Consider the following 24,584-nt stretch of genomic DNA (forward strand, 5'->3'; position numbering starts at 1 on the left):
TGTCTCCCCGAGGGCCTCGAAGGTGAGTCTCCTTGATCGGTAACTTATCGTGACCTGTAGCACACGGCCCGCTATGACATGCCGGACCGTGCAAGGGAGACGGCCATGGGAGCGAGAGGCTAGAGGGGAACCTCCAGGGAGGCGTCCGGGTCGGCGAAGCGGTCGTTGGGCACCTGGGCGTACCAGCCGGGCCGGCCCGGGTCCCGGTCGTAGGGGTAGCCGCCCAGCTCGCGGTAGAGCTCGGCGTAGCGCTGCATCTTCTCCCGGTCCAGCCGCACGCCGAGCCCCGGCCCGGTGGGCACCGCGATGGCGCCGTCCGCGTAGGGCAGCGGGCCGCCCTCGATGACGTCGTCGCGGAGCTGGTGGTAGTGGGCGTCGGCCGCGTACGTGAGGTTGGGCAGCACCGCGCCGAGGTGCAGCATGGTGGCGAGCTGGACGCCCAGCTCGCCGGAGGAGTGGACGGCGATGCCGAGCTGGAACGTCTCGCACACCCCGGCCGCCTTCACGCACGGCCGGATGCCGCCCCAGAAGGTGGTGTCGAGCAGGACCACGTCGGCGGCGCGGCGCAGCACGTTGGAGGCGAGCTGCTCGAAGTTGACGACGACGGTGTTCGTGGCGAGCGGCACCCGGACCTGCTCGCGCACGGCCCGCAGCCCCTCCAGGCCCCAGACGGGGTCCTCCAGGTAGTCGTTGTTCAGCCCCTCGATGGCCCGGCCGAAGCGCAGCCCCTCGGCCAGCGACAGCACCGCGTTGGGGTCGTAGCGCAGCCGGTCGCCGGGGAAGGCGTCGGCCAGCGCCCGGTAGCACTCCAGCTCGTGGTCCGGCGGGAACACGCCGCCCTTGAGCTTGTGGACGGTGAACCCGTGGGCCTCCTTCAGATCCCGCGCGTGCGCGACGAGCTGGCCGGGCGTGCGGATCTCGGGGTGTCCCTCGGCCGCGTACCGGAAGAACAGGTACGACGCGAACGGCACGGCGTCGCGGATGCGGCCGCCCAGCAGCTCGCTGACCGGCACGCCGAGCCGCTGCCCGACGAGGTCGAGGCAGGCGAACTCGATGGCGGCGAGGAGCTGGGTGCGGTTGTTGTAGAGCGACGCCGTCGGATTCGCGATCTTGAAGCGGAGCGCTTCGAGCTGGAAGGGGTCGTGACCCTTCAGGTACGGGAGGAGCGCCCGGAAGGCCGCCTCGGCGCTCTCGCCTCCCCCGCCCATCTCGCCCAGGCCGACGAGCCCGTCGTCGGCCTCGACCTCGACGAGCGTCCGGACGAACCGCCCCCAGTGGGCGCCGTTGCTGTGCCGCAGCGGCGCCTCCAGCGGTACGGCGACCGTGGTGGCCCGGATGTCAACGATCTTCACGCGCACGTCCCCCAGACCGCGGCCACCCCGCACGCGGGCAGCCGTACCTTGACCGATTCGCCCGCCACCTCGGCGGGTTCGCGCCCGCGCTCCAGCCCGGCGCTGACCCGGGCGGAGCGCAGCCCGGGCAGGGTGAGCGTGACCTCGACCGGCTCGGCGGCCAGCGACTGGAGCCGGACGACCCGCTCGGCCCCCGCCTGCCCGATCGAGGTGACCAGCACGTCGGGATGGTCCACCGACGCGTACGACCGGACGGTGTCGCCCGACGGGCCGGTGACCAGCACGCCCGCGAACGGCTCGGTCAGCCCGGAGGCCGCGAGCGCGCCCAGCCGCCTGCCCTCGGCGCCCGCCTCGGACATGACCGCGTAGCGGAACGTGGTCTCGCCCTGCTGCTGCGCCGGGAAGTTGGTGTCCCAGATGTTGTTGAGCGCCCAGGAGTACACCGTGCCGTCCTCCTGCTCCAGCGTCGGCGGGAACGGCGCGTACGGCATGTGGATGGTGCCGAGCTGCACCAGCGGCGCCTCCAGCGTGGCCCAGGCGACGGTCAGCTCGGGGTCGTCGAAGGCGATCCAGTGCCGGATGGGCAGCATGTACGCGGCCGAGCCGGGCACCTGCGGCACGTCCGGCCCGCCGACGCCGCCGGTCAGCTCCCAGGCGGTCGCCTTGCCGGCGGCGAACGGGAAGGCCAGGAAGACCGCCTCCTTCGCCGGGGTGCCCTGCTTGGCCAGTTGGTAGGTCAGGTCCAGCCGGGGGACGCCGCGGTGCAGCTCGATCGTCGTGCGCAGCCAGTCCACGCCCTTGCCCTGGAGCTCCACGACCAGCCGCTCGGTCACGGCGGTGCGCTGGGCCTTGACGACGGTGGCGTTCCGGCCGATGGCACGGTCGCCGAGCAGGGTGCGGTCGTGCGCGCCCACGTGCCCGGACAGGTGGTTGAAGTGCGGGGCGGTGGCGTAGCGGTCGTAGACGTACTGGCCGAACCCGGCAGCCGCGTCCCGGTTGACCAGCTCCCGGCCGGCGACCTTGTCGAAGATCGAGCCGATGTAGCCCTCGCGGACGTCGTACGTCACCCGGTAGAACTCGTTCTCGATGACCCCGCCCAGGTCGGGCTCGACCGGCTCGGCCGCCTGGCTCTCGCTCCTGACCACGTCGATCCGGGCGTAGCCGTGGCCGGGGACGTCGGGCACCACCGCGTGCAGGTGCCGCCCGATCGGCCGGGTGGGCCAGTCGTCGGGGTGGACGTACTCCTCGTGGTGGGCGAGCGTCTCGCCGGTCCGGGAGTCCACCAGCGCGATCGGCACGTCGGCCGCGACCACGTCGCGCGGCAGGAACGCCCGGACGAGGTCGGTGCGGGCCCGCGTCGCCGGGTTGAACACCGCGAACGACGCCAGGGTGCCGTCCGGGAGGTCGCCCTCGCCGGACAGGGCCGCGCCGAAGCGGCGGACGGCGGCGTGCAGCAGGTCGGCCGCGTCGTCCTGGGCGTCGTAGGCGCCCGACGACTTGCGGGTCCACTGCAGGCCGCCGGAGTCGCCCGCCTCCTCGGCGTCCTCCCACGGGTTCGCGGCGCCCCAGGTGTGCTCGTTGAACAGCGCCACCTTGTCGTACGCCTCGTCGATGCTCGCGGTGGCGTCCGCCCCGGCGAGCGTGTGCAGGGTCTCGGCGGCGCGCAGCGCCGACTGCGCCCGCCGCACGTAGCCGAGCGGGCGCGCGCCCGAGCCGAGCCCGTCGGCCCACCAGTCGGTCCAGTCGCCCTCGTGGACGGCCAGCCGGTCGAGGTAGCGCTCCTCGACGTGCTCGAAGAAGTCGCTGTTGACGGCCGAGCGCAGGCGCGGGTACGCCCAGTTCTCGTTCCAGGTCCGCGCGATCGCGGCGGGCACGATCGACGGGCCGGCGTTGTCGGCGTGCGCGCCCTGCACGCGCAGGTGCAGCACGTCCAGCTCGTACGGCTCCCGGGGCGCGTCCGGCCCCTGCCAGCCGAACGTGCCCGGCCCGTACGGGTACCCGCGCGAGGCCAGCGCGGCCAGGTAGCGCGGCAGCAGGTCGTCGGCCAGCTCGTAGGAGTCGGTCAGCCCGACCGTGTTGCCCTCCATGTAGGCCATGCCGTGGGGGGTGTCGGTGAACCAGACCAGCAGCTCGTTGCCGCTGGGCGCCCGCCACCGGAACGGCCGGGTCAGCTTGTCGCCGCCGTGCAGGTACGGCACGGACCGCCCGGCCCAGTTGTGGGCCGCGGCGAGGTAGCGCACCCCCGCCGCGTTGAGCGCGTCGACCAGGCCGACGACGGCGCCGGGGACGTCGGTGTGCATGGCCGAGCGCGTGGCGAAGCCGTACCGGTCGTGCAGCTCGGAGGTGAAGCGGAGCTGCCGGTAGAGCTCCTCGGTCGAGCACGCCTCGGTGTGGAGCTGGAACGGCAGGGCGGTCACCTCGATGATCCCCTCGCGGGCCAGCGCGGCGAACGCCTCGACCTGCTCGGCGGGCCGGGCGGCGAGCCACTTCAGCGCCGGCATCGACGACTCGACCGTCCAGCGGAACTTCGCGTCGTCGGGCCAGGAGGCGGTCTCGCCGGCCAGGCGGACCGCCGCGTCGAGGTATTCGAGGTGGTGGCGGAGCACCGTGCCCTGCGGGTCGGTGTAGCCGATGTCCAGATGGGAGTGGTGGACGACGAACACGCTCCACTTGCGCTGCGGCGTCACGGTGATCAGCGCGGACCCGACGAGCCCCTCGTCGTCGCGTGACTCCAGCGTGAACGTGCGCGGCGCGGACACCTCGGGCACGAGCAGCGTGACGTCGGAGCCGGTGGCGCTGTCGGCCCCGACCAGCACGTGCGTCAGCGGCCGCGTGCTCGACACCCGGACCGCCTGGCGGCCGTCGTGCGTGAACAGCGGCAGGACCGCGACCCGCACCTCCAGCCCCCGCAGCTCGATGACGGGGGTCGAGGTGTCGTTGCGCAGCGCCTGCCTGATCCCGTCGTAGTCCGGGGAGCCCAGGCTCCGCTGCAGCAACCGGCTGGTCAATTCAGACACTCCCTAGGGACAGGCCTCGGGCGAAGAGGCGCTGGGTGGCGAGGAACAGCACGACCGTCGGCAGCGAGCACATGAGGCCCGCGGCCAGCCCCACGGGCACGGGGGTGCCCGCGTAGACGTCCGTCATCAGGCCGGCGAGCGCGGTCATCACGGGCCGCACGCTCTCGGTCGTGGACAGGGTCAGACCGAAGATCAGATCGTTCCAGATGAAGGTGAACTCGAGGATGAACACGGCGGCGAGCGCGCTGGTCGAGATCGGCAGGTAGACGCGCCAGAAGATGCGGAAGGTGGACGCGCCGTCCATCCGGGCGGCCTCGAAGATCGAGAACGCCACGCCGCTGTAGTAGTTGCGCAGCACGAACGCGGCCAGGGGGACGTTGATGGCCGTGTAGATGAGGATCATGCCGGCCCGGCTGTCGTACAGGCCGGCGTCGCTGTAGCCGACGAAGAGCGGCACCAGCAGCATCTGCGACGGGAACACCGTCCCACCGAAGATGAGCAGGAACCACCAGAACCCGTGACGCAACCGGAGCACCACGATGGTGTACCCGGCCAGCGCCCCGATGACGACGCCGAGCAGCGGCGACACCACGCTGTAGAGCGCGGTGCTGGCCAGGCTCGCGCCCAGGTCCGCCTTGTCGAGCGCGGCCGCGAAGTTGGCGAACAGCGCGAAGTCGCCCGGCGGCGCCCAGGCCGTCGCCGGGTCGTACGACGCGGCCGGGCGGGAGGCGTTGACCAGCAGCAGGTAGGTGGGGCCCAGCCAGATCAGCCCCAGCACGATGAGCACCGCCCGCCGGATCATCGGACCTGCCTTTTCAGGTAGAGGTACGAGGCCAGGCCGGTGACGACGGTCAGCATGACCGCCACCGCGGAGCCGTAGCCGTAGTCGCTGGCCACGAACGTCTCCTTGTACATGGTCACCGCGAGCGTCTCGGAGTTGCGCCCCGGCCCGCCCTGGGTCATCACCCAGACGATGTCGAACGTCTTCAGGCTCGCCACCAGCGCCAGCCCCACGACCACGGCGGTCAGCGGGCGCATCAGCGGCCAGGTGATGTGCCGGAACAGCCGCCATCCCGACGCGCCGTCGAGCCGGGCCGCCTCGATCGGCTCCTTGGGGATCGACTGGAGGCCCACCACGAACAGCAGCGTGTTGACGCCGAGCTGCTGCCAGGTCCACACGAGCAGCATGGCCAGCGTGTTGGCCGGCGCCTGCTGCAGGAACGCCGTGTCCACGCCGAGCAGCAGGTTGGCGACGCCGCCGTGGGACAGGATCGGGCTCCACACCAGGGCGAGCCCGGCGCCGCTGAGCGCGTACGGGAGCATGAACGGCACCCGGTACCACGCGCCGCCCCTGATGTCGTAGGACAGGACGGCCACCAGCAGGCCGAGGCCGACCGGCAGCACCATCGTGCCGAGCACCCACAGCAGCGTGTTGCGCAGCGAGGTCAGCAGCGCGGGGTCGTCGAAGAGCTTGGCGAAGTTGGCCGCGCCGACCCACTCGGGCGGCGCCAGGCCGTCGTAGCGGGTGAGGCTCAGGTACGCGGTCCACACGAACGGGGCGTAGAGCAGCCCCGCGACCAGCAGGGCCGCGGGCGCCACGTACCCGTGCCGGAACCGCCCGAGAATGGGAGCACGGGTGGTCACTGGTGGGTGCTCCAGTACTCGTCGGCCTCCTTCTGGATCGTTTCCAGCACCTCCTTGTAGGTGCCGGGCTCGGTGACGAACTTGCCGAAGCCGTCGAGGGCGGCGGTCAGGACGGGCGGCGGCGTGGCCTCGAAGTAGCGGTTGACCAGGCGGTACTTGCCGCTGCCCGCGTCCTTGGTGATCTGCCCGAGCGCCGCGTCGTCGATCACGACCTTGGGGTTGGCGCTCACGTCGCCGCGGCTGCCGGCCCACTTCTGCTGGGCCTCGGCGGTGGTCCACCACCTGAGGTACTTCGTGCTGGCGTCGGGGTCGGCGGCCTTGGTCAGCGAGCAGAGCGGGCCGCTCTCGAAGATCACGGAGGTCTTGGGGAGGGAGGGGTTGACGTTGGGGATCACGAAGAAGCCGTAGTCGGTGCCCGCCTTCATGCTCCGCTGGGTCATGCTGGTGTTGAACCAGGTGCCGAACGAGATCATCGCGGCCTTGCCGTTCTTCATCACGTCGCCCGGGTCCGTCTTGTCACCGGGGTTCACGAAGTATCCGGCGTCGATGAGCTGCTTCCACTTCTCCATCACCTGGACCACACCGGGGTCGGTGTACTTGGCCTTGCCGGTGGACAGGCGGTCGTACAGATCGGGGTCGCTGCCGGCCATGAGCTGCTCGAACCAGACGAAGGAGAACAGCACGCTGGTGTGGTAGAAGGGCGTGACCCCGGCCTTCTTCAGCGTGGCGGCGGCACCGACCAGCTCGTCCCACGTGGTCGGCGGCTTGAGGCCGTGCTGGTCGAAGAGCTTCTTGTTGTAGAACATCCCCCAGTAGGCGACGTTCATCGGCACGCAGTACTGCTTGCCGTCGATCGTGTAGTACGGCGCGAGGTCCTGCGACAGGTCGCCGGCCTTGATCGCCTCCTGCCAGACGGCCGTGGTGTCGGCCACCTGCTTCTGCTTGACGATCTCCTCCAGCGTCCCCCCGGTCTGCCAGGTGAACAGGTCCGGCTTGACGTTGGTGCGGAACGACGCCTTGATGAACGCCTGGTACTGCGCCGAGTCGGTGTAGCCCGTCGGCTTCATGCCCAGGCCGATCTTCTGCTTCGACAGCGCGCCCATCTCGTCGAAGTACTTGCTCCAGGCGCCCTTGTCGTTGTACAGCGTCAGCTCGCTCTTCTTCTGCTGGGTCCCGGCGCCGGTGCCGCCACAGGCGGCGAGGAAGAGGGCGGCTACGCCGAGCGTGGCCATGCGTGACCGGATCATGCCCCGGCCTCCTTGTTTCACTTGGGGGGGTGGTGCAACCTCTGCTCAACTACGGTCTTGACGTCGACGAGGTGGGCCCGCATGCGCTCCTCGGCCGCCGCGGCGTCGCCGGCGACGATGGCCTCCAGGATCGCCCGGTGCTCCTCGTAGTCCCGGCGGCGGTCGTCGAAGATCTGCAGGATCGCCCGCTGCTCGGCCCCGTGGACCGTGAGCAGCGAGTCGACGACCTCGTGCAGCACGCTGTTGCCGGCCAGCCGCGCGGTCGCCCGGTGGAAGGTCATGTTGGTCTCGTGCAGCTCGGCGTCCTCACCGCGCAGATGCCGGGCGGCCTCGTCCAGCACGCGCTCCAGCACGGCCAGCTGGCCGCCGCGACCGCTCGCCGCCCGCCGGGCCGCCATGGCGGCCAGCGGCGGCTCGATGACGACGCGGGCGCCGAGCAGCTCCACGAGCTGCTCGCCGTCCAGCTCGCGCATGTTGGGGTTGGGCAGGACGACCCGCTCGATGTCGGCTCCGACGTAGATGCCGGAGCCGTGCCGCATCTCGACGGCCCCGGTGGCCTCAAGCCTGCGAAGCGCCTCACGCAGTGTCGGGGTGGTGACGGCGAAGCGCTGGGACAGCTCCCTGGTCGAAGGCAGCCGGTCGCCCGGCCGGAGCCCGCCGGTGTGGATGAGCTCCAGCATGCGCTCGGTCAGAGCGTCGGACAGGGTCGGCCGCACAACCTCGGACATATCAAGTGATCTAATCACTTAACGGCACTGGAGTCTATGAGGATTTTCGCTTCGTACCCACGCCGTGACTTCGCGAACCGGGTCAGCGGCGGAGCAGGTCCCTCATCTGGGCGATCTGGGCCCGGCGGGACTCGCTCACCCGCTCGGCCCAGCGCTTGACCTCGGGGTCCGCCCCACCGGCCACCTCCACCCCGGCCATCCGGACCGCGTCGTCCTGGTGGGCGATGAGCAGGGTGAGGAAGTCCCGCTCGAACGCGCGCGACCCCTCCAGCGCCGCGATCTGCCGGCGGTCGGTCTCGGGCAGCCCGCCGTGATAGTCGTGCGCCCCGGAGGGCGCGGCGAGCGGCTGCTCCCAGGCGTGCAGCCAGCGCAGCATCATCTCGACCTCGTCCTGCTGCGTGGCCGCGACCGCCGACGCCAGCGTGCGCAGCTCCGGCGTCCGGCCGCGGGCGGCGCCCAGCCTGGCGATCTCGATGCCCTGCCGGTGATGCGGGATCATCATCTGCGTGAACATCACGTCCTGGGCGTTCACCGGGTCACCGGCGGGCGGCGCGCTCCCGCAGCCCGCGGGGCCCAGCACGACGAGCGCGGCGAGCAGCGGGGCGAGCGCCGAGGCCAGGCTCCTCATCTGTGCGCTCCCTGGGAACGGGGGAATAAATAAGTAAAGCTTCCTTAGAGTTGACCATCGCAGCCAGCCGGTGACAAGGCCCGTCCGAGGTACGCGCGCAATGCGGAAGAGAATCAGCCGCGTTCCCTCCTAACCTCGGCGCCATGGACCACGACCTGACGCCGTTCCGCATCGACGTCCCCCAGTCCGGCCTCGACGAGCTCGCGCGCCGGCTCGACGCGGCCCGCTGGCCCGACGAGCTCCCGGACGCCGACTGGGACTACGGCGTCGCCCCCGGCCACCTGCGGGAGCTGGCCGGGTACTGGCGTGACGGGTACGACTGGCGGAGGCAGGAGCGGCGGCTGAACGAGCTGCCGCAGTACACCACCGAGATCGACGGGCACAACGTCCACTTCGTCCACGTACGCTCCCCCGACCCGGAGGCCGTGCCGCTGCTCGTCACCCACGGCTGGCCGAGCACCGTCGCCGACTTCCTGGACATCGTCCGCCCGCTGACCGAGCCCGGCCAGGGCGGCGCGCCCGCCTTCCACCTGGTGCTGCCCTCCCTGCCCGGCTTCGGCTTCTCCGGCCCCACCCGCGAGCGCGGCTGGGACGTCACCCGGATCGCCCGCGCCTGGGCCGAGCTGATGCGCCGGCTCGGCTATGACCGCTACATCGTGCAGGGCGGCGACTTCGGGTCCCTGATCTCCCCCGAGGTGGCCAGGGTCGCGCCCGAGCACGTCATGGGCGTCCACCTCAACGCCATGGTGACCGCCTCCACGCCCGCCCCTGGAACGTCCGGACTCACCCAGGAGGAGCTGGCCAAGGCCCGGGCCACCGCCGAGAAGTGGCGCGAGCGGTCCGGGTACGCCACCATCCAGTCGACCCGGCCGCAGACCCTCGCCTACGCCCTCACCGACTCGCCCCTCGGCCTGCTCGCCTGGAACCTCGAATGGTTCGTCGACTACGACCCCGCCCGCGCCGTGCAGACCCCGGTCGACCGCGACGCGATCCTGACGAACGTCACCACGTTCTGGCTGACCCGCACCGCCGGGTCGTCGATGCGCCTCTACAAGGAGGCCGGCGCGGCCTTCGGCGGCGGCCCGCGCCCGGAGGCGCCGACCGCCGTCGCGCTCTTCCCCGGCGACAGCACCATCCGCACGCTCGCCGAGCGGCAGTACGCGATCGTCAGGTGGACCGAGTACGACCGGGGCGGTCACTTCGCCTCCCTGCAGGCGCCGGACCTCCTGGTCGAGGACGTCCGGGCCTTCGCACGGGCCCTTCAGTAACCGACGGCCGTCAGCGCGCGGTGGTACCGGGGGTTCTCGACCTCGTCGACCAGCGCCACCGCCAGATCGGCGTACGCGAACAGCCGCTCACCCGCGTCGGGGAGCACCGCCGAGCCGCCGATCCGGTACTGCCCGGTGCGCGGGGCGTCGGGGTCCAGCATGGTGGGCGGCGGGGCGAGCACCACCCAGTCCAGGGCGGGGTCGGCGTCGCGCAGCGCCTCCACCGCGGCGAGGTGACCGAGCGCGAACGCCCGGTACTCCGCCGGGAAGCCGGGCGCGTCGAGGACGAGCTCGCCGGGGGCGCTCTCCAGCGTGCTGCCGATGCCGACCAGCACCACCCGCTTCACTCCGGCCCGGGTCAGGCCGTCGATCAGCGCGACGGTCGCGGCCGGGAGGAACTCCACCGACGGCACGTCGAGGCGGATCGCGGCGTTCACGGCCGCGTCGTGGCCCGCCGCCAGCCGCGCGACATCCTCCGCACGGGTGACGTCGCCGGCGACCACCGTCACACCGTCACCGCCGAGGTCGGGGTGGCGGGCCGGGTCGCGGACCACCGCGGTGACCCGATGGCCCCGACCGGCCGCCTCGGCCACCGTGGCCCGCCCCGCGCGGCCACCCGCGCCGAACACGACGATCTCGCTCATGGCACTCTCCGTTCGCACAGGCCGATCGGGTCATCGGCGCTGTGCGGACGTTAACGGCCGCCCCCTTGGTTCCCGCAACGATAGTTACGTACGCTCGGCAAAGTGACCGACGCCCTCCATCCGGACATGTTCGCCCAGTGCGCGAACGTCACGCCGCTGATCCAGATCGGCGACAAGTGGACCGGTAAGATCATCCGATGCCTGGAGGACGGTCCCCGCCGCTTCTCCGAGCTGCAGGTGCCGCTGCGCGGCATCACGCCCAAGGTGCTGACCGCGACGCTGCGGGCGATGGAGCGCGACGGGCTCGTCACGCGCACCGCGTACGCCGAGATCCCGCCCCGCGTCGAGTACGAGCTGACCCCGTTCGGCCGTACCGTGCTGGAGCCGATGGCGGCGATGTGCTCCTGGGCACAGGAGCACATGGCGACGCTCCTCGACGCCCGCGATCGCCATCTGGCCTGACCGAGCGTCCTCACAGCCTCGCAAGGTAGGCGTTCGTCAACGTTCCGCTTACTCTGCGTCGCCGTCAGGTTTGTCCGGATTTTGTGACACTCACCTCCCTCGCGGGCCCAGGAAAGAACCATCAAACGGCGCTTCGCCGCAGCTCACGGCGCTTCCCGGCGCAGAGAGATCATGTCGCGACTTTGTGTAGTGACCTGACTGTTATGCCGACGTTTTGCTAAGTGCGAGGTTTGCGTGGATATTCTGCGGCTTGCGTGTCGTCCCCACATCTAGTGGGCCCAGTGGCGCACGACAGCTTTTCGTTGCGGGGGCCCTCCGGCTCGGACTTCGACCCCCGTGCACGGCGTACGGAGGGAAATGGGCAAGTTCCTGCTCCGCCGGCTGGCAACCAATCTGATCTTGATTGCCCTGGCGGCCAGTCTGGCGTACATGCTCGCCGCCACGACCATGAACCCTCGTGGCGCGTACGAGGGCCGCCAGCCGCCGGTCGCCGAGGAGGTCATCGACGCGACCCTCGACGCCTACAACCTCAACGACAAGACCCCGGTCTTCGAGCGGTACCTGACCTGGGCCGGAGGCGTCGTGACCGGCGACTTCGGCAAGACCTGGAACGGCGGCTCGGTCAACGAGGAGATGGGCCGCCGGATCATGGTGAGCCTGCGGCTGCTGCTCATCGGCACGCTGCTCGGGTTCGCGCTGGGGGTCGGGGTGGGGGCCTACTCCGCCGTGCGGCAGTACAGATTCAGCGACCGGGCCATCGGCGTCAGCTCGTTCGTGGTCATGGCGATCCCGGTGTTCCTGCTGGCCACGCTGCTGGCGATCGCCACGTACAGCCTGAACCGCGGGCTCGGCTTCACGCTGATCGAGTACACCGGCGAGTACAACCCGAGGCTGGCGGGCCTGGACCTGTTCCTCAACCGGCTGAACCACCTGATCCTGCCGACCATCTCGCTCACGCTCGGCTCGGTCGCCTTCTACAGCCGCATCCAGCGCAACATGATGCTCGACGTGCTGAACCAGGACTTCGTCCGCACGGCCATGGCCAAGGGGCTGAGGCGCAGGACGGCGCTGTTCAAGCACGCGCTGCGGACCGCGCTGATCCCGTCGGCCACGTACTTCGCGTTCGCGTTCGGCACCATGCTCACCGGGGCGATCTTCACCGAGAAGATCTTCTCCTGGCACGGCATGGGCGCCTGGCTGATCGACGCGATCAACCAGAACGACGTCAACTCCGTCGCCGCGGTGAGCCTGTTCACCGCGGTCTGCGTGCTGTTCGCCGCGTTCCTGTCGGACCTGCTGGTGGCGGCCCTCGATCCTCGGGTGCGGGTGAGCTAGGTGCGTTCCAAGGTCGTACTCCGGCGGCTCCTGCGCAATCGGCAGGCCCGCTATGGCGGCATCGCCCTGATCCTGCTCATCGCGCTGGCCTACCTCGGCCCCTACGTCGGCGCCTACGACTGGACGGACAAGGACTTCCTGGCCTTCATGTCCGGGCCCTCGTCCGACCACTGGTGGGGCACCACCTCGATCGGCCAGGACATGTACGCGGTGACGCTGCGCGGCATGCAGAAGTCGATCGTCATCGGCCTGCTGGTCGCGCTGTTCGCCACGGGCCTGGCCGCGCTGGTCGGCGCCTTCGCCGGATATTTCGGTGGCTGGCTGGACAAGGTGCTGATGTGGGGCGTGGACCTGCTCCTCGTCCTGCCCAGCTTCCTCATCATCGCCATCATCTCCCCCCGGCTCCGGGGCGCCTCGTGGCTCTGGTTCGTGGTGCTGCTGGCGGCGTTCGCCTGGATGATCACCTCCAGGGTCGTGCGCAGCATGACGCTCTCGCTGCGCGAGCGGGAGTACGTCCAGGCCGCGCTCTACATGGGCATCCCCCGCTGGAAGATCATCCTGCGGCACATCGTGCCCAACCTGTCGTCCCTGCTGATCATCGACGCCACGCTCAACGTCAGCGGCGCCGTCATCGGTGAGGCCGCCCTGTCGTTCTTCGGCTTCGGCATCCAGCCGCCCGACGTGTCGCTCGGCACCCTCATCGCCGAGGGCGCCCGCAACGCCACCGGCTACCCCTGGCTGTTCGCCTTCCCCGCCGGCCTGCTGGTGCTCCTGGTGCTCAGCATCAACCTGATCGGCGACGGACTGCGCGACGCGCTCGATCCCGGGAGCAACTCATGAGCATCTTGGAGGTCCGCGACCTCACCGTCACCTTCCCCGGCGAGATCCAGGCCGTGCGCGGCGTCAGCTACGACGTCGCCCGCGGCGAGGTGCTCGGCATCGTCGGCGAGTCAGGCTCCGGCAAGTCCGTGACCTCGCTGGCCGTCATGGGCCTGCTGCCGCAGAACGCCGTCGTCAGCGGCTCGGTCAAGCTGCACGGCCAGGAGCTGCTCGGCATGGGCGAGGGCGAGCTGACCCGGGTCCGCGGCAAGGCCATCAGCATGATCTTCCAGGACCCGCTCTCGGCGTTCACCCCCGTCTACACGATCGGCGACCAGATCGCCGAGGCCGTCCGGGTCCACCAGAAGCTGGGCAAGGACAAGGCCGCCAAGCGCGCCGTCGAGCTGCTCGACCTGGTCGGCATCCCGCATCCGGCCGTGCGGGCCAAGGCGTTCCCGCACGAGTTCTCCGGCGGCATGCGGCAGCGCGCGATGATCGCCATGGCCATCGCCAACGACCCCGACCTGCTCATCTGCGACGAGCCCACCACGGCCCTCGACGTCACGATCCAGGCGCAGGTCCTGGAGGTGCTCAAGACCGCCCAGGCCGAGACGGGCGCCGGCATCGTGATGATCACCCACGACCTGGGCGTCATCGCGGGCATGGCCGACCGGGTGCTCGTCATGTACGCGGGCCGGCCCGTCGAGCAGGGCGTCGTGGACGACATCTACTACCGGCCGCGCATGCCGTACACGATGGGCCTGCTCGCGTCGATCCCCCGTGTCGACGGCGAGCAGGACACGCTCGTCCCCATCGAGGGCAACCCGCCCTCGCCGGCGGCGCTGCCGCCCGGCTGCCCGTTCGCGCCGCGCTGCCCCATGCACATCGACGCGTGCGACGACGAGGAGCCGCCGCTCACCGCGATCGGCGGCGGGCGGCACGTGGCCTGCATCCGCTCGCGCGAGATCGAGCACAAGGGCATGACCGGCGCCGACGTCTTCCCCGTGCCGGTCATCCCGCCGAGCGACGTGGCGCGCGTGCCGCGCGAGCAGCGAGCGACCGTCCTGGAGCTCGACGACCTCATCCGGCACTACCCGCTGATGAAGGGCGCGGTGTTCAAGCGCCGTGTCGGCACCGTCCACGCCGTGGACGGCATCAGCTTCGACATCGCCGAGGGCGAGACGCTGGCCCTGGTCGGCGAGTCGGGCTGCGGCAAGACGACCACCCTGCAACAGATCATGCAGCTGGCGGCCCCGCAGCGCGGCCGGGTCGTCGTCCTGGGCAAGGACAGCTCGACGCTGGACAAGTCCGCGCGCAAGGCGCTCCGCGGCGACCTCCAGATCGTCTTCCAGGACCCGATGGCCGCGCTCGACCCGCGCATGCCGGTCGGCGACATCATCGCCGAGCCGCTGCGCGCCCACGGGCGCAAGAACGTGTCCCAGCGCGTCGCGGAGCTGCTGGAGCTCGTCGGGCTGGCGCCCGACCACGCCCAGCGCTACCCGCAGCAGTTCTCCGGCGGTCAGCGGCAGCGCATCGGCATCGCCCGCGCCCTCGCGCTGGAGCCCAAGCTCATCGTGCTGGACGAGCCGGTCTCCGCGCTCGACGTCTCCATCCAGGCCGGCGTCATCAACCTGCTGGAGGAGCTGAAGAACCGGCTCGGGCTGTCGTACCTGTTCGTGGCGCACGACCTGGCCGTGGTGCGGCACCTCGCCGACCGGGTCGCGGTCATGTACCTGGGACGGATCGCCGAGATCGGCGCCGTCGAGAACGTCTACGACCGGCCCGCCCACCCCTACACGCAGGCGCTGCTCTCGGCGATCCCGCTGCCCGACCCCGAGTTGGAGCGCAGCCGCAAGCGGATCCTGCTCGAAGGCGACCTGCCCAGCCCGGCCGATCCCCCGTCGGGATGCCGGTTCCGCACCCGCTGCCCGAAGTTCGCCCGCCTGAGCGAGGCGGAGCAGCGGCGGTGTGTGGACGAGGAGCCCTCGGTTGCCCGGCTCGCGAGCGCCAAGGATCACGGCGCCGCCTGCCATTTCGCGGAGGAGATCGAGGTCATCACGGCCTCGGAACACCAGGAGGAACAGTGAAGGTTGGATACCGGGCGGCAGCGGGACTTGCGCTCCTCGCCATGGCCGTCGCGGCCTGCGGCGGCGGCAGCGGCGGCGACGCCAAGAAGCCGAACGCCGAGCAGTCGCAGCAAGCTCAGAAGCAGATGGCCGAGACCCCGGCCATCAGCATCAACCCGGTTCCCTACGAGCAGGTCAAGGACGGCGGCACCCTGACCCTCGCGGTCGGACAGTGGCCGAGCCAGTGGAACGGCAGCCACGTCGACGGCAACCAGATCGACACCACCGACATGCTCGATACGATCATGCCACAGCCGATGGTGTCCGACTCCGAGGCGAACTTCACGCCGAACCCGGACTACCTGAGCGACGTAAAGCTGGACACGTCCTCCGGCAAGCAGGTCGTCACCTGGACCTTCAACGAGAAGGCCACGTGGTCCGACGGCACCCCGATGGGGTGGAAGGACGTCGAGGCCATGTGGAAGGCCAACAACGGCAAGAACAAGAAGTACAAGCCGGCCTCCACCGACGGCTGGGACCGGATCGAGTCCGTCACCAAGGGCTCCTCGGACAAGGTCGCCGTCATGACCTTCGCCAAGCAGTACCCGGACTGGAAGGGCCTGCTCTCGCGCGGGCCACACCTCTACCCCGCCTCGGCCAACGAGACGCCGGAGGCCGAGGAGAAGAACTACCTGCAGAAGATCCCGGTCACCGGCGGGCCCTTCAAGGTCGAGAAGATCGACGAGGGCACCAAGACCCTCACCGTCGTCCGCGACGACAAGTGGTGGGGCAGGAAGCCCAAGCTCGAAAAGATCATTTTCCGCACCATCGAGACGCCCGCCGCGCAGGTCAACGCCTTCGCCAACGGCGAGCTCGACGGCGTGGAGATCCCGCCGGGCAGCCCCGCCGACCTCAAGCGGGCCAAGGAAGTCCCGAACGTGGACATCCGCAAGGCGCTCAGCCCGAACTGGCGGCACATCACGGTCAACAACCAGAGCGCGTTCCTGAAGGACAAGTCGGTCCGCCAGGCCGTCGCGTACGCGATCAACCGTGACGTGATCACCCAGTCCGACCTCAAGGACATGGACTGGCCGCTGCAGACGCTCGGCAACCACGTCTTCATGAACAACCACAAGGGCTACGTCGACAACTCCGGCGACCTCGGCAAGTACAACCTGGACAAGGCCAAGCAGCTGCTCGACGCGGCCGGCTGGAAGCAGGAGGGCGACTACCGCAAGAAGGACGGCAAGGAGTTCGCGCTGAGCTTCACCGTCCCGGCGGGCCTGCCGTACGCCAAGACGGAGGGCGAGCTCACCCAGGCCATGCTCAAGGAGGCCGGGATCAAGCTGACGATCCGCCCGGTCCCCGATGACAAGTTCTTCACCGACTACATCATCAAGGGCGACTTCGACCTGGTTCCGTTCTCGTGGATCGGCACGCCGCTGCCCATCGGCTCCCTGCCGCAGATCTACAAGACCGGCTCCGAGAGCAACTTCCCGAAGGGCAGCGACCCGACCCTCGACGCCGCCATCGACGCCGCCGTGGGCGAGATGGACCCGGCCAAGGCCATCGAGAAGGGCAACGCCGCCGACAAGCTGATCTGGGACATGGTGCACACGATCCCGCTGTACCAGCGCCCCGACATCCAGGCGACCAAGAAGACCCTGGCGAACTGGGGCGCCAAGGGCTACCAGTCACTGGATTACACCACCATCGGCTTCACCGGCTGATCCGTCTCGAACGGCACGCGACGACCCCGGCCCGCTTCGGCGGCCGGGGTCATCCCGTTTCCGGGGGTTGTCCGTGGGTCCGTCACCAGAGAGAACCTGCCTCCAGCGCTCGGCCACGGCTCGTTCTCCTTCGCGTACGGCACGCGCGACGGGCAGCGCATGGTCGTCCACTACGTCAACGGCGACTGGAACGACCCGATCGGCCTGTTCATGGAAGTGCTGGAGGCCGGGTTCGGCCCGGCCGACTGACCCGCTCGTGCCTGCCGAGTCGTCCGGGTCAATCCCGACGACCGGCAGGCTTTGGCGTAACGGGCGCGACGTGTCCGGCGGGACACCCGGCGCGTTCAGGACTGCGGACCGACGAAACCGTCACCCACCGACGCGGCCAGGAGTAGGAACGACTCCCGCGTTCGGGTGTGCAGCTTTTCGAGGTCGATCTCCGCTCCCTCTTCGAGGTGGGGGTCGTACGGGATGCGGACCACCGCGCGGCAGCGCGCCGCGAAGTGGGACTCCAGCTGGTCCAGGTCCACGGTGGACTTCGACCGGGGACGGACACTGCACAGCACCACCGTGGCGGAGCGGACCAGCCTCTCGTGGTGATGGGTTATCAGCCAGTCGAGCGTCGCGGACGTGGCGCGGGCGCAGTCCACCGCCGGCGACGTGACCAGGACCAACTGGTCGGCAAGGCCCAGGACACCGGACATGGCCGAGTGCAGCAGGCCGGTGCCGCAGTCGGTGATGCAGATCGAGTAGAACTGCTCGAGTACCTCCGCCACCGCTTGGTAGTCGGACGCGGTGAATGCCTCTGACACCGAAGGATCACGGTCGGAGGCGAGGATCTCCAGGCGCGACGGGGCCTGCGAGGTGAGGGTACGGATGTCGACGTAGCGCTTGATCTGCTCGCGCTCATGGAGCAGATCGCGTACCGTGGCGGGGGTTTCGAGCTGGACCTTGTCCGAGAGGGTCCCGCGATCGGGATTGGCGTCGACCGCGATCACCCTGTCGCCGCGCACCTGGGCCAGCGTGGCGCCGAGGCCGAACGAGGTGGTGGTCTTTCCGACACCGCCCTTCAGGCTGAGCACGGCCACCCGATGGTGACCCGTGGCGACCGGGGTACGGGCACGGGAGATGAGCTCGCGACGATGCCGTGCCTCAGCGGACTCAACCGGCTTGATCAACCCCCCCGACACTTTGTAGACGAGCTTGCGCCAGCCTCTCCTCGGCGCGGTGCTTCGGCTCTTGAGCAGTGATGTGGCGTCGAGTTCCTCAGCCGACGTCGCGCGCTGGCCGGACGTCGGCGGCCGGCTGAAGGTGGACCGCGAGGCCGGCTCCTGAGGTCCGTCCTGTACGGGCTGGGGCACCCACTCCGGCTTGTTCACGTCGTCCTGGTCCGGCGCGGGAAGATCGCTGCTGTCGACGGCTTGCATGTGCTGCTCGGAACCCTGCCGGACTGCCTCATCGGTCTCGAACTGAGCGGCGGCATGGAGGGCGGGGTGCGCGCCGTGCTCCCCGCCTCCGTTCGGGTTACCGTACCCGGACCGGCCGTCGCCATCGTCGAGGCCGTCGATGTCCTCCGTGGCTTCCGTGCCCAGCTCTCGGAACGGAATGAGTTCGCGTTCGAAGCGCTCGGTCGAGGGTCCCGCAGCTTCACCCTCCGCATGGAACTGCTCGTACGGCTCGCCGGCGGTGTCCTTATGAACCGCGCGGGCGTCGCGTTCGACGAACGCGCCTGACCCGTCACGGTCGGGTGTCTCCGCCGTGTCCGGACGAGGGCCCGGCTTGAGCGCGATACTGATGAGTTCCTGCGAACTGGCGATCGGGAACATCTGAGTGGGGAGATACTGGTACAGGCGCGACAGCGGGATCTGCTGCTTAGCGCCGGAGACGACGCCTTCCGCCCCATCGAACAATGGCCGCAAGTCTTCGGGGGAATTCAGCGGGAACGTGAGATTCCGCATCGCCAGCTTGGTGAACTGCGCCGCAGTCTCGAGTCCGGGAACGAGGCGTACCGCTTCCAAAAGAAGGTGATAATCTTCTTCCCCGAGCAAACTCGCGTCTCGCCGATTTTCTTGGTCAGCCATTGCATATTTCCTTTCCGCGCTTCGGGCCCTGCTTCATCGGCTGAATATGCACTGCACACGAGTTCGCAAAGTAAGAAAGCCCCGCGCTTCAACCGTCGGCCAAGGACTGCCATTTTCGCTGCCGCACGCCCATAAGGCCCCCCATGACACTTCTGGGCGCCTCGGGCTGTTTGTGCGTTTTCTTCGGGGTTTATTCCGCGGGGTGGGGTCGGTTACGCGGCGCGGCTGGTCAAGTCATCTTCAACGTTGTCGACGATCCACGAGCGATCTCTAAGAACTCAAGCCCGGGTTCGCGTGGTGCTTCTTCCACCGAAGCGGGTCATCGACCCCCGGACCGGCCAGCACCGGCCAGCAACCAGACTCTGACGCGTCGCCCATCGAGCCTCGATCCGGTGAGCGACGGCGTTCGAGGCCGCCGCCGTCGATCTCCATCCGGTACAGGGCCCGCACGAGGAGCTGTAGCGGAGGGATCCGTCCGGCCAGGACGGTGGGGATTTCTTCGCCGCCTCGCCTACGAAAGGCCCTCCTGGATGATCGCGGCCCGCCTCGGCCAGGCCGACCCCGCGATCACTCCGCGCGTCTACGCCCACGCGATCCGCTCGGCAGAGACTGCTGCGGGTGACGTCTTCGTGAAGACGCTGCAGAACGGCTGTCAGTAAGAGCCCTTGCTGCGGCTTTCTGCGACAAGTACCGCAGTGGGCCTCAACGTACGCCTGGATGGCATCCCGACGGCGGCGAACATCGAGCCATGCCCCGCCGGCAGGCCAACGCCCCTAGGCCGAGTGCCGTCACGCGATATCGTTCCGTCGGTGATTGAGGGCGGCGGGGTGAGGAAAACAGGCAAACTGCCGGGGCGGCGGCTCCCAGCTGAGAGGCCCCGTTGATCCCGGGTCCTCGCGTTCCCGGATTGCTACCCGCCTCGCCGGTGGTTGCCGGCCCGCAGCACCAGCATGAGCCCGGCCGTGTAGGCGAGGGCGTACACCAGGGGGAGCCAGGCCCCGGCCGCCGCCGCGGCGGCGAGGCTGACGGCGGCCACCAGGGCGAGCAGTGTCGCGGCCACGGCCAGGTCCCGCGCGGCCGTGGCCGCCACCGCGAGCCCGCCGAGTATCCCCACGGCGGCGAGCAGGTCGGCGACCAGCCAGGCGTCCAGCAGCCCCGCCTCCGCGACCAGGCGCAGCAGGGGCGCGGGCAGCGACGGCGTCCAGATCCAGATGGGGCCCCCGCCGGCCAGGTTCACGGCCGACGGGGTCGCGACGAGCAGCAGCAGGACGCCCGTGGGAGACCTCAACGGAGGTTGGCCAGGCGGTAGCCGTCGCCGTTCCTCCACAGCAGCCAGTCGCCCGCCGCCAGCATGACGTCCGGGCTCTTGGAGCGCCGGCCGGTGACCGGGTCGAGCAGGAGCGAGTAGGCCCCGGTGTTGTACGTGACGAGCCGGTTGCCCGCCGTCATCCACGGTGAGACGCCCTTCTCCGGCGTCGGAACTCCGGGCAGCTCGGACACCGGTCCCCAGGAGTCACGCGGCACCCACCGCAGCGTGTCGCCGGCCACCCAGGCGAACCACTTCCCGGACGCCGCCGCGTACCACTCCTGGTCCGGCTCGGCCATGCTCTGCGCGCGGACCCCCTCCGGCAGCGGATGCTCGGCCGCCACCCTCCCCGTCTCGACGTCGACGATGCGCAGCACCTTGTCGTTCGCCGCCTCGGCGGTGAACAGGTAGGGGTAGGAGAACGCCACAGCCTCTCCGCTGGACGGGTTCCCGTCCCTGACGACCGTGCCCACCCCCGCGCAGCCCTTGGCCACCCAGGGCTGCCGCATGACGTCGCTGCCGACGATCACGCCGCCGTCCACCCAGACCTGCGCGCGGGGGTCCGTGCCCTGCGGGCTGATCGTGCGCGTGGTCCCGTCCGCCGTGCGGCACCGCTGGTCGGCCGCCGAGCCCTCCGTCCAGGTACGGAAGCCCGTGGCCGTCCCCAGCCCCGACCGCGCCGCGAAGCCGAGCTCCCTGGGCGTGCCGCCGCTCGCGCCCACCTCCGCCACCTGCCCGTCGGGCGTCGAGCCGAGGACCGTCCCGTCGCTGCCCAGCGCCGCGGGCACGAACCGCTCGCCCCGCTCGGTACGGCCCCCGACGTCCACGACGCTGGTCACGTTCATGAGCTCGCGCAGGGCCTTCTCGAGGAGGACGCCGGCAGGGGCGGTGAGGTTCACCTGGTCCGGAGTCGGCGTCACGGTCACGGTCGGCTCGGAGGAGGCGGTCCGATCACTGATCGACGCCGGGGTCGATGCGGGGGCCGGGCTCAGCCTCGCCGTCGCCGTGGCGTCACCGTTCCCGCCGCGTACGGCCAGGGGCACGGCGACCAGCACGGCCGTCGCCCCGGCCGCGGCGGCCAGCACCAGCGCCCGCCGGTTCCTGCGGCGCGTGGCCACGGCCCGGTGGATCCGATCGGCCAGGCCGGGCGGCGGATCGTCCGCGGACGGCTCGCTGAGCAGGGCGGCGAGGCGGCGCTCCAGGTCATCCATGCTCGATCTCCTCGGTCTTGACGGCCTCACGCAGTCGGGCGAGCCCCCGCGAAGCCTGGCTCTTGACGGTCCCGCGGCTGCAGCCGAGCAACCGGGCGATCTCCTCGTCGCCACGGGCCTCGACGTAACGCAGCACCAGCACGGCTCGCATGCGCGGAGGTAACGCGGCGACCCTGGAGCGCAGGCCGTCGTCGTCAAGGAGGCGCTGCAGCTCCAGGTCCTCCGCCATGGCCTCGGGCGGAGCCGCCATGCTCACCTCGCGCTTGGGCCGCCGCCAGCGATTGGCCATGATGCGGACCATGGCCGTGCGGACGTACCCTTCCGGGTCGTCCTTGCGCCTGATCGCGTGCCACCGGAGACCGGTACGGGTGAGCGCCTCCTGCACCAGGTCCTCGGCGTCGTGCCTGTTCTGGGTCAGGACCATGGCGTAGCGGTAGAGCGCCGGCAGCCGCTGCGCCGCGAAACTCTCAAACGTCGGGTCGTCCACTCGTACCTCCAGCCTCCCAGGACACGGCAGCCCGCCGAATGGTTGAGTGACCCGCGGAAAATACCGCGGCCCGGCGTCACCCCGGCGCCTACTCGGGGCCCGACCCTGCCCTTGGCCAAGACGACTCCGGCGCGGTACTCCTCCGGGATCACGCGCGGATCGTGCTGGACGCCGCCCGCCGCCTGTCCGACACCGAGACCGCCCGCCGCCACCGAATCACGGTGGACAAATGTGGACGCGGCCTGCGCTTATGCCCGATCATGGGGCAATGTCGCTCCGCATGCACGAGGCCGATCTGTTCGAGAGCTCAAGGGGCCGTTTGGAGGCGATCGCCTACCGGCTGCTGGGATCGGCCGGTGATGCGGAGGACGCGGTGCAGGACACGTACCTGCGCTGGCATGCGGCTGACCGGGAACGGATCGAGACGCCCGAAGCGTGGCTGACGAAGGTGCTCACCAATCTCTGCCTCAACCAGCTCACCTCGGCGCGGGCCAGGCGGGAGACCTACGTGGGGCAGTGGCTCCCTGAGCCGGTGCTGGACGGCGATCGGATGCTCGGCCCGGCCGACACTTTCGAGCAGCGTGAGTCGGTCTCCATGGCGATGCTCACCCTGATGGAGCGGCTGTCCCCCAATGAGCGCGTGGTGTATGTGCTGCGCGAGGCGTTCGGGTACGGGCACCGCGAGATCAGCGAGATCCTGGACATCACCGAGTCGAACTGCCAGCAGATCTACCGGCGCGCCAGGCAGCATCTGGCGGTCGAACGATCCCGCACGGAGATCGATGCGGGCGCCGCCCGGAGGATCGTCGAGGAGTTTCTCGCCGCGGCCCTCAGCGGCGACACCAAGCCACTGATCCGGCTGCTCACCGACGACGCGGTCAGCATGGCCGACGGCGGCGGCAAGGTTCATGCCCGCAGGACCCCGGTCCTCGGGGCGATGGACATCGCGAAGTACCTGCGTGCTGTGTTCCAGCCGAGCGATGCCAAGCGCGCCCTGGTCAGTGGCAGCCCCGCCTTCTACGCCGTCGTCGTCAACGGCGGTCCTGCCGTGCTGGTCGAGGTCGACGAGCAGGTCATCGGCGTGCTCTGCCTCGATGCGACCCCCGACGGCCTCGCCTCGGTCCACATCCAGGTCAACCCCGACAAGCTGCAGCGCATCGCGCGCCAGTGGGCGGCCGCTGGACCCCATCGCGCGCTGGTGGCGCATTGGTGACCCAGATCACACTCGTTACCTGTCAGGGATCGCGCGCCTGTCCTGTTCAGGAGGTGCAAGCAACCAGATAGGAGCCAGCCATGAAGCACCGCATCGTCGTCCTGGGAGCCGGGTACGCCGGAGCCAACACCGCCGGCCGCCTCGCCAAGCGGCTGCACCGCGACGACGTCGAGATCATCCTGGTCAACGGCGACCCGGAGTTCGTCGAAAGGGTGCGCATGCACCAGCTCGCGAGCGGGCAGGATCTGCGGCCTCGCCCCCTGCGCGACCTCTGCGCGGGCAACGGCGTACAGCTCCGGACCGCGCGGGTCACCGCTGTCGACGTGGAAGGCAAGACCGTCGACCTCGGCGGTGAGACCCTCGCCTATGACACCCTCGTGTACGCCCTCGGCAGCGCCGCCGCCGAACACGGCGTCCCTGGTGTCGCGGAGCACACCCACAACGTGGCCGGCAAGCAGGCCGCTCTCCGACTGCGGGCGCGCCTGAGCGAGGCGAAGCCCGGTGAGACCGTGCTGATCGTGGGCGGCGGCCTGACCGGCATCGAGGCAGCCACCGAGATCGCCGAAGCCCACCCGGACCTTGAGGTCGCGATCGCCGCCCGCGGCCGCGTCGGCGGCTGGCTCAGCGACAAGGCCCAGCACCACCTGCGCGGCGCCTTGGACCGGCTCGGCATCACGGTCCACGACCATGCCGACATCACGCGCGTCGAAGCGGACGGCGTGGTCACCGGTGCGGACCGAAAGATCCGGGCCCAGGTGACCGTGTGGACCGCGGGTTTCAGCGTGCACCCGATCGCGGCCGCCACCACCCTTGAGGTGGACGGCACAGGCCGGATCGTCGTCGACGCCGGCATGCGGTCGGTCTCGCACCCCGATGTGTACGCCGTCGGCGACGCCGCGCTCGCCGAAGGAGCAGGTGGCAAGCCGCTGCGTATGTCCTGCGCCTCGGCGAACCCGATGGCGTGGCTGGCAGCCGACGTCATCGCCGCGCGCCTGACCGGTCGCAAGGTTCCCGAGACCACGATCGGCTACTCCTTGCAGTGCATCAGCCTCGGACGCCGCGATGGAATCATCCAGCGCGTGACCCCCGACGACCAGGTCACGTCCACCGTCTTCACGGGCCGGACCGCCGCCCGCATCAAGGAGATGATCTGCGCCAGCGCGGCCTGGAGCATCTACCACCCGACCATGATGATGCCGAGCCGCCGCCGCCACCTCGCGGTCACCGGCGCAGTGGAGACCCGACCCCTCACCCGGTCATGACGAAGAGCGTTGCCGGGCGAGCGTGGTTGCCCGTTCGCCCGGCCGCTGCGTACGAACGAACTGCTCGGGCGTGCCGTGCCGCTG

General features: G+C 70.1%; 20 protein-coding genes. 8 read left to right on the plus strand and 12 right to left on the minus strand.

Going from position 1 to position 24,584, the window contains the following annotated elements; all coding sequences use genetic code 11:
- Positions 1 to 119: 119 nt before the first annotated feature.
- From ABZS51_RS25605 to ABZS51_RS25635, 7 genes are all read right to left on the minus strand, one after another.
- A complete protein-coding gene (locus tag ABZS51_RS25605; RefSeq protein ID WP_355445741.1) occupies positions 120 to 1,352 on the minus strand; it encodes an enolase C-terminal domain-like protein in 1,233 nt (410 codons plus the stop codon).
- Positions 1,349 to 4,369, minus strand: a complete 3,021-nt coding sequence (locus tag ABZS51_RS25610) for a hypothetical protein (RefSeq protein ID WP_355445744.1) — start codon at positions 4,367 to 4,369, stop codon at positions 1,349 to 1,351. The genes ABZS51_RS25605 and ABZS51_RS25610 overlap by 4 nt, the downstream gene beginning before the upstream one ends.
- Positions 4,362 to 5,171, minus strand: a complete 810-nt coding sequence (locus tag ABZS51_RS25615; RefSeq protein ID WP_310708009.1) for a carbohydrate ABC transporter permease — start codon at positions 5,169 to 5,171, stop codon at positions 4,362 to 4,364. The genes ABZS51_RS25610 and ABZS51_RS25615 overlap by 8 nt, the downstream gene beginning before the upstream one ends.
- Entirely contained in the window at positions 5,168 to 6,013 is an 846-nt protein-coding gene (locus tag ABZS51_RS25620) for a sugar ABC transporter permease (protein WP_355445747.1), read from the minus strand. The genes ABZS51_RS25615 and ABZS51_RS25620 overlap by 4 nt, the downstream gene beginning before the upstream one ends.
- Complete coding sequence (locus ABZS51_RS25625) at positions 6,010 to 7,260, minus strand: ABC transporter substrate-binding protein (protein WP_355445750.1); 1,251 nt, start codon at positions 7,258 to 7,260, stop codon at positions 6,010 to 6,012. Before ABZS51_RS25625 ends, ABZS51_RS25620 begins: the two co-directional genes overlap by 4 nt.
- A gap of 17 nt (positions 7,261 to 7,277) precedes the next feature.
- Complete coding sequence (locus ABZS51_RS25630; RefSeq protein ID WP_310708006.1) at positions 7,278 to 7,988, minus strand: FCD domain-containing protein; 711 nt, start codon at positions 7,986 to 7,988, stop codon at positions 7,278 to 7,280.
- 82 nt (positions 7,989 to 8,070) lie between these two features.
- Entirely contained in the window at positions 8,071 to 8,616 is a 546-nt protein-coding gene (locus ABZS51_RS25635; protein ID WP_355445753.1) for a DUF305 domain-containing protein, read from the minus strand.
- A 143-nt stretch (positions 8,617 to 8,759) separates the two neighbouring features.
- On the opposite strand from ABZS51_RS25635, the gene ABZS51_RS25640 reads away from it, so the two are divergent.
- Positions 8,760 to 9,884 carry an epoxide hydrolase family protein gene (locus ABZS51_RS25640; RefSeq protein ID WP_355445756.1) on the plus strand — a complete coding sequence of 375 codons (1,125 nt, stop codon included), beginning with the start codon at positions 8,760 to 8,762 and terminating at the stop codon, positions 9,882 to 9,884.
- Here ABZS51_RS25640 and ABZS51_RS25645 read toward each other — a convergent pair.
- Entirely contained in the window at positions 9,878 to 10,528 is a 651-nt protein-coding gene (locus tag ABZS51_RS25645; RefSeq protein ID WP_355445759.1) for an NAD(P)H-binding protein, read from the minus strand. The genes ABZS51_RS25640 and ABZS51_RS25645 overlap by 7 nt on opposite strands.
- 102 nt (positions 10,529 to 10,630) lie before the next feature.
- Between ABZS51_RS25645 and ABZS51_RS25650 the strand changes: the two genes are divergently transcribed.
- From ABZS51_RS25650 to ABZS51_RS25670, 5 genes are all read left to right on the plus strand, one after another.
- Positions 10,631 to 10,990, plus strand: a complete 360-nt coding sequence (locus tag ABZS51_RS25650) for a helix-turn-helix domain-containing protein (protein ID WP_355445762.1) — start codon at positions 10,631 to 10,633, stop codon at positions 10,988 to 10,990.
- 357 nt (positions 10,991 to 11,347) lie between these two features.
- Positions 11,348 to 12,325: an ABC transporter permease gene (locus tag ABZS51_RS25655; protein ID WP_310708001.1), complete on the plus strand. Its 978-nt coding sequence runs from the start codon at positions 11,348 to 11,350 to the stop codon at positions 12,323 to 12,325.
- Positions 12,326 to 13,165: an ABC transporter permease gene (locus tag ABZS51_RS25660; protein ID WP_355445765.1), complete on the plus strand. Its 840-nt coding sequence runs from the start codon at positions 12,326 to 12,328 to the stop codon at positions 13,163 to 13,165.
- Entirely contained in the window at positions 13,162 to 15,231 is a 2,070-nt protein-coding gene (locus ABZS51_RS25665) for an ABC transporter ATP-binding protein (protein WP_355445768.1), read from the plus strand. Before ABZS51_RS25660 ends, ABZS51_RS25665 begins: the two co-directional genes overlap by 4 nt.
- A complete protein-coding gene (locus ABZS51_RS25670; protein ID WP_355445771.1) occupies positions 15,228 to 16,940 on the plus strand; it encodes an ABC transporter family substrate-binding protein in 1,713 nt (570 codons plus the stop codon). Before ABZS51_RS25665 ends, ABZS51_RS25670 begins: the two co-directional genes overlap by 4 nt.
- 344 nt (positions 16,941 to 17,284) lie before the next feature.
- Here ABZS51_RS25670 and ABZS51_RS25675 read toward each other — a convergent pair whose 3' ends face one another.
- The 4 genes from ABZS51_RS25675 to ABZS51_RS25690 all read right to left on the minus strand — a co-directional run bounded on the left by ABZS51_RS25675 (position 17,285) and on the right by ABZS51_RS25690 (position 22,025).
- On the minus strand, positions 17,285 to 19,021 hold the full coding sequence (locus tag ABZS51_RS25675; RefSeq protein ID WP_355445774.1) for a MinD/ParA family protein: 1,737 nt from the start codon (positions 19,019 to 19,021) through the stop codon (positions 17,285 to 17,287).
- A 910-nt stretch (positions 19,022 to 19,931) separates the two neighbouring features.
- On the minus strand, positions 19,932 to 20,309 hold the full coding sequence (locus ABZS51_RS25680) for a hypothetical protein (protein WP_355445777.1): 378 nt from the start codon (positions 20,307 to 20,309) through the stop codon (positions 19,932 to 19,934).
- A complete protein-coding gene (locus ABZS51_RS25685; RefSeq protein ID WP_355445780.1) occupies positions 20,306 to 21,538 on the minus strand; it encodes a hypothetical protein in 1,233 nt (410 codons plus the stop codon). The genes ABZS51_RS25680 and ABZS51_RS25685 overlap by 4 nt, the downstream gene beginning before the upstream one ends.
- The gene (locus ABZS51_RS25690; RefSeq protein ID WP_355445781.1) at positions 21,531 to 22,025 is read right to left on the minus strand and encodes a SigE family RNA polymerase sigma factor; all 495 of its coding nucleotides are present in this window, start codon (positions 22,023 to 22,025) and stop codon (positions 21,531 to 21,533) included. The genes ABZS51_RS25685 and ABZS51_RS25690 overlap by 8 nt, the downstream gene beginning before the upstream one ends.
- A 268-nt stretch (positions 22,026 to 22,293) precedes the next feature.
- Here ABZS51_RS25690 and ABZS51_RS25695 point away from each other — a divergent pair, with 268 nt between their 5' ends.
- Both ABZS51_RS25695 and ABZS51_RS25700 read left to right on the plus strand, forming a co-directional pair.
- Positions 22,294 to 23,238 (plus strand): RNA polymerase sigma-70 factor, encoded by a 945-nt coding sequence (locus tag ABZS51_RS25695; RefSeq protein WP_355445784.1) that lies wholly within the window; start codon positions 22,294 to 22,296, stop codon positions 23,236 to 23,238.
- A gap of 80 nt (positions 23,239 to 23,318) precedes the next feature.
- On the plus strand, positions 23,319 to 24,500 hold the full coding sequence (locus tag ABZS51_RS25700) for an FAD-dependent oxidoreductase (protein WP_355445787.1): 1,182 nt from the start codon (positions 23,319 to 23,321) through the stop codon (positions 24,498 to 24,500).
- The last annotated feature ends 84 nt before the right edge of the window (positions 24,501 to 24,584 follow it).

The organism is Nonomuraea sp. NPDC005501, assembly GCF_040605905.1.
Lineage (GTDB): Bacteria > Actinomycetota > Actinomycetes > Streptosporangiales > Streptosporangiaceae > Nonomuraea.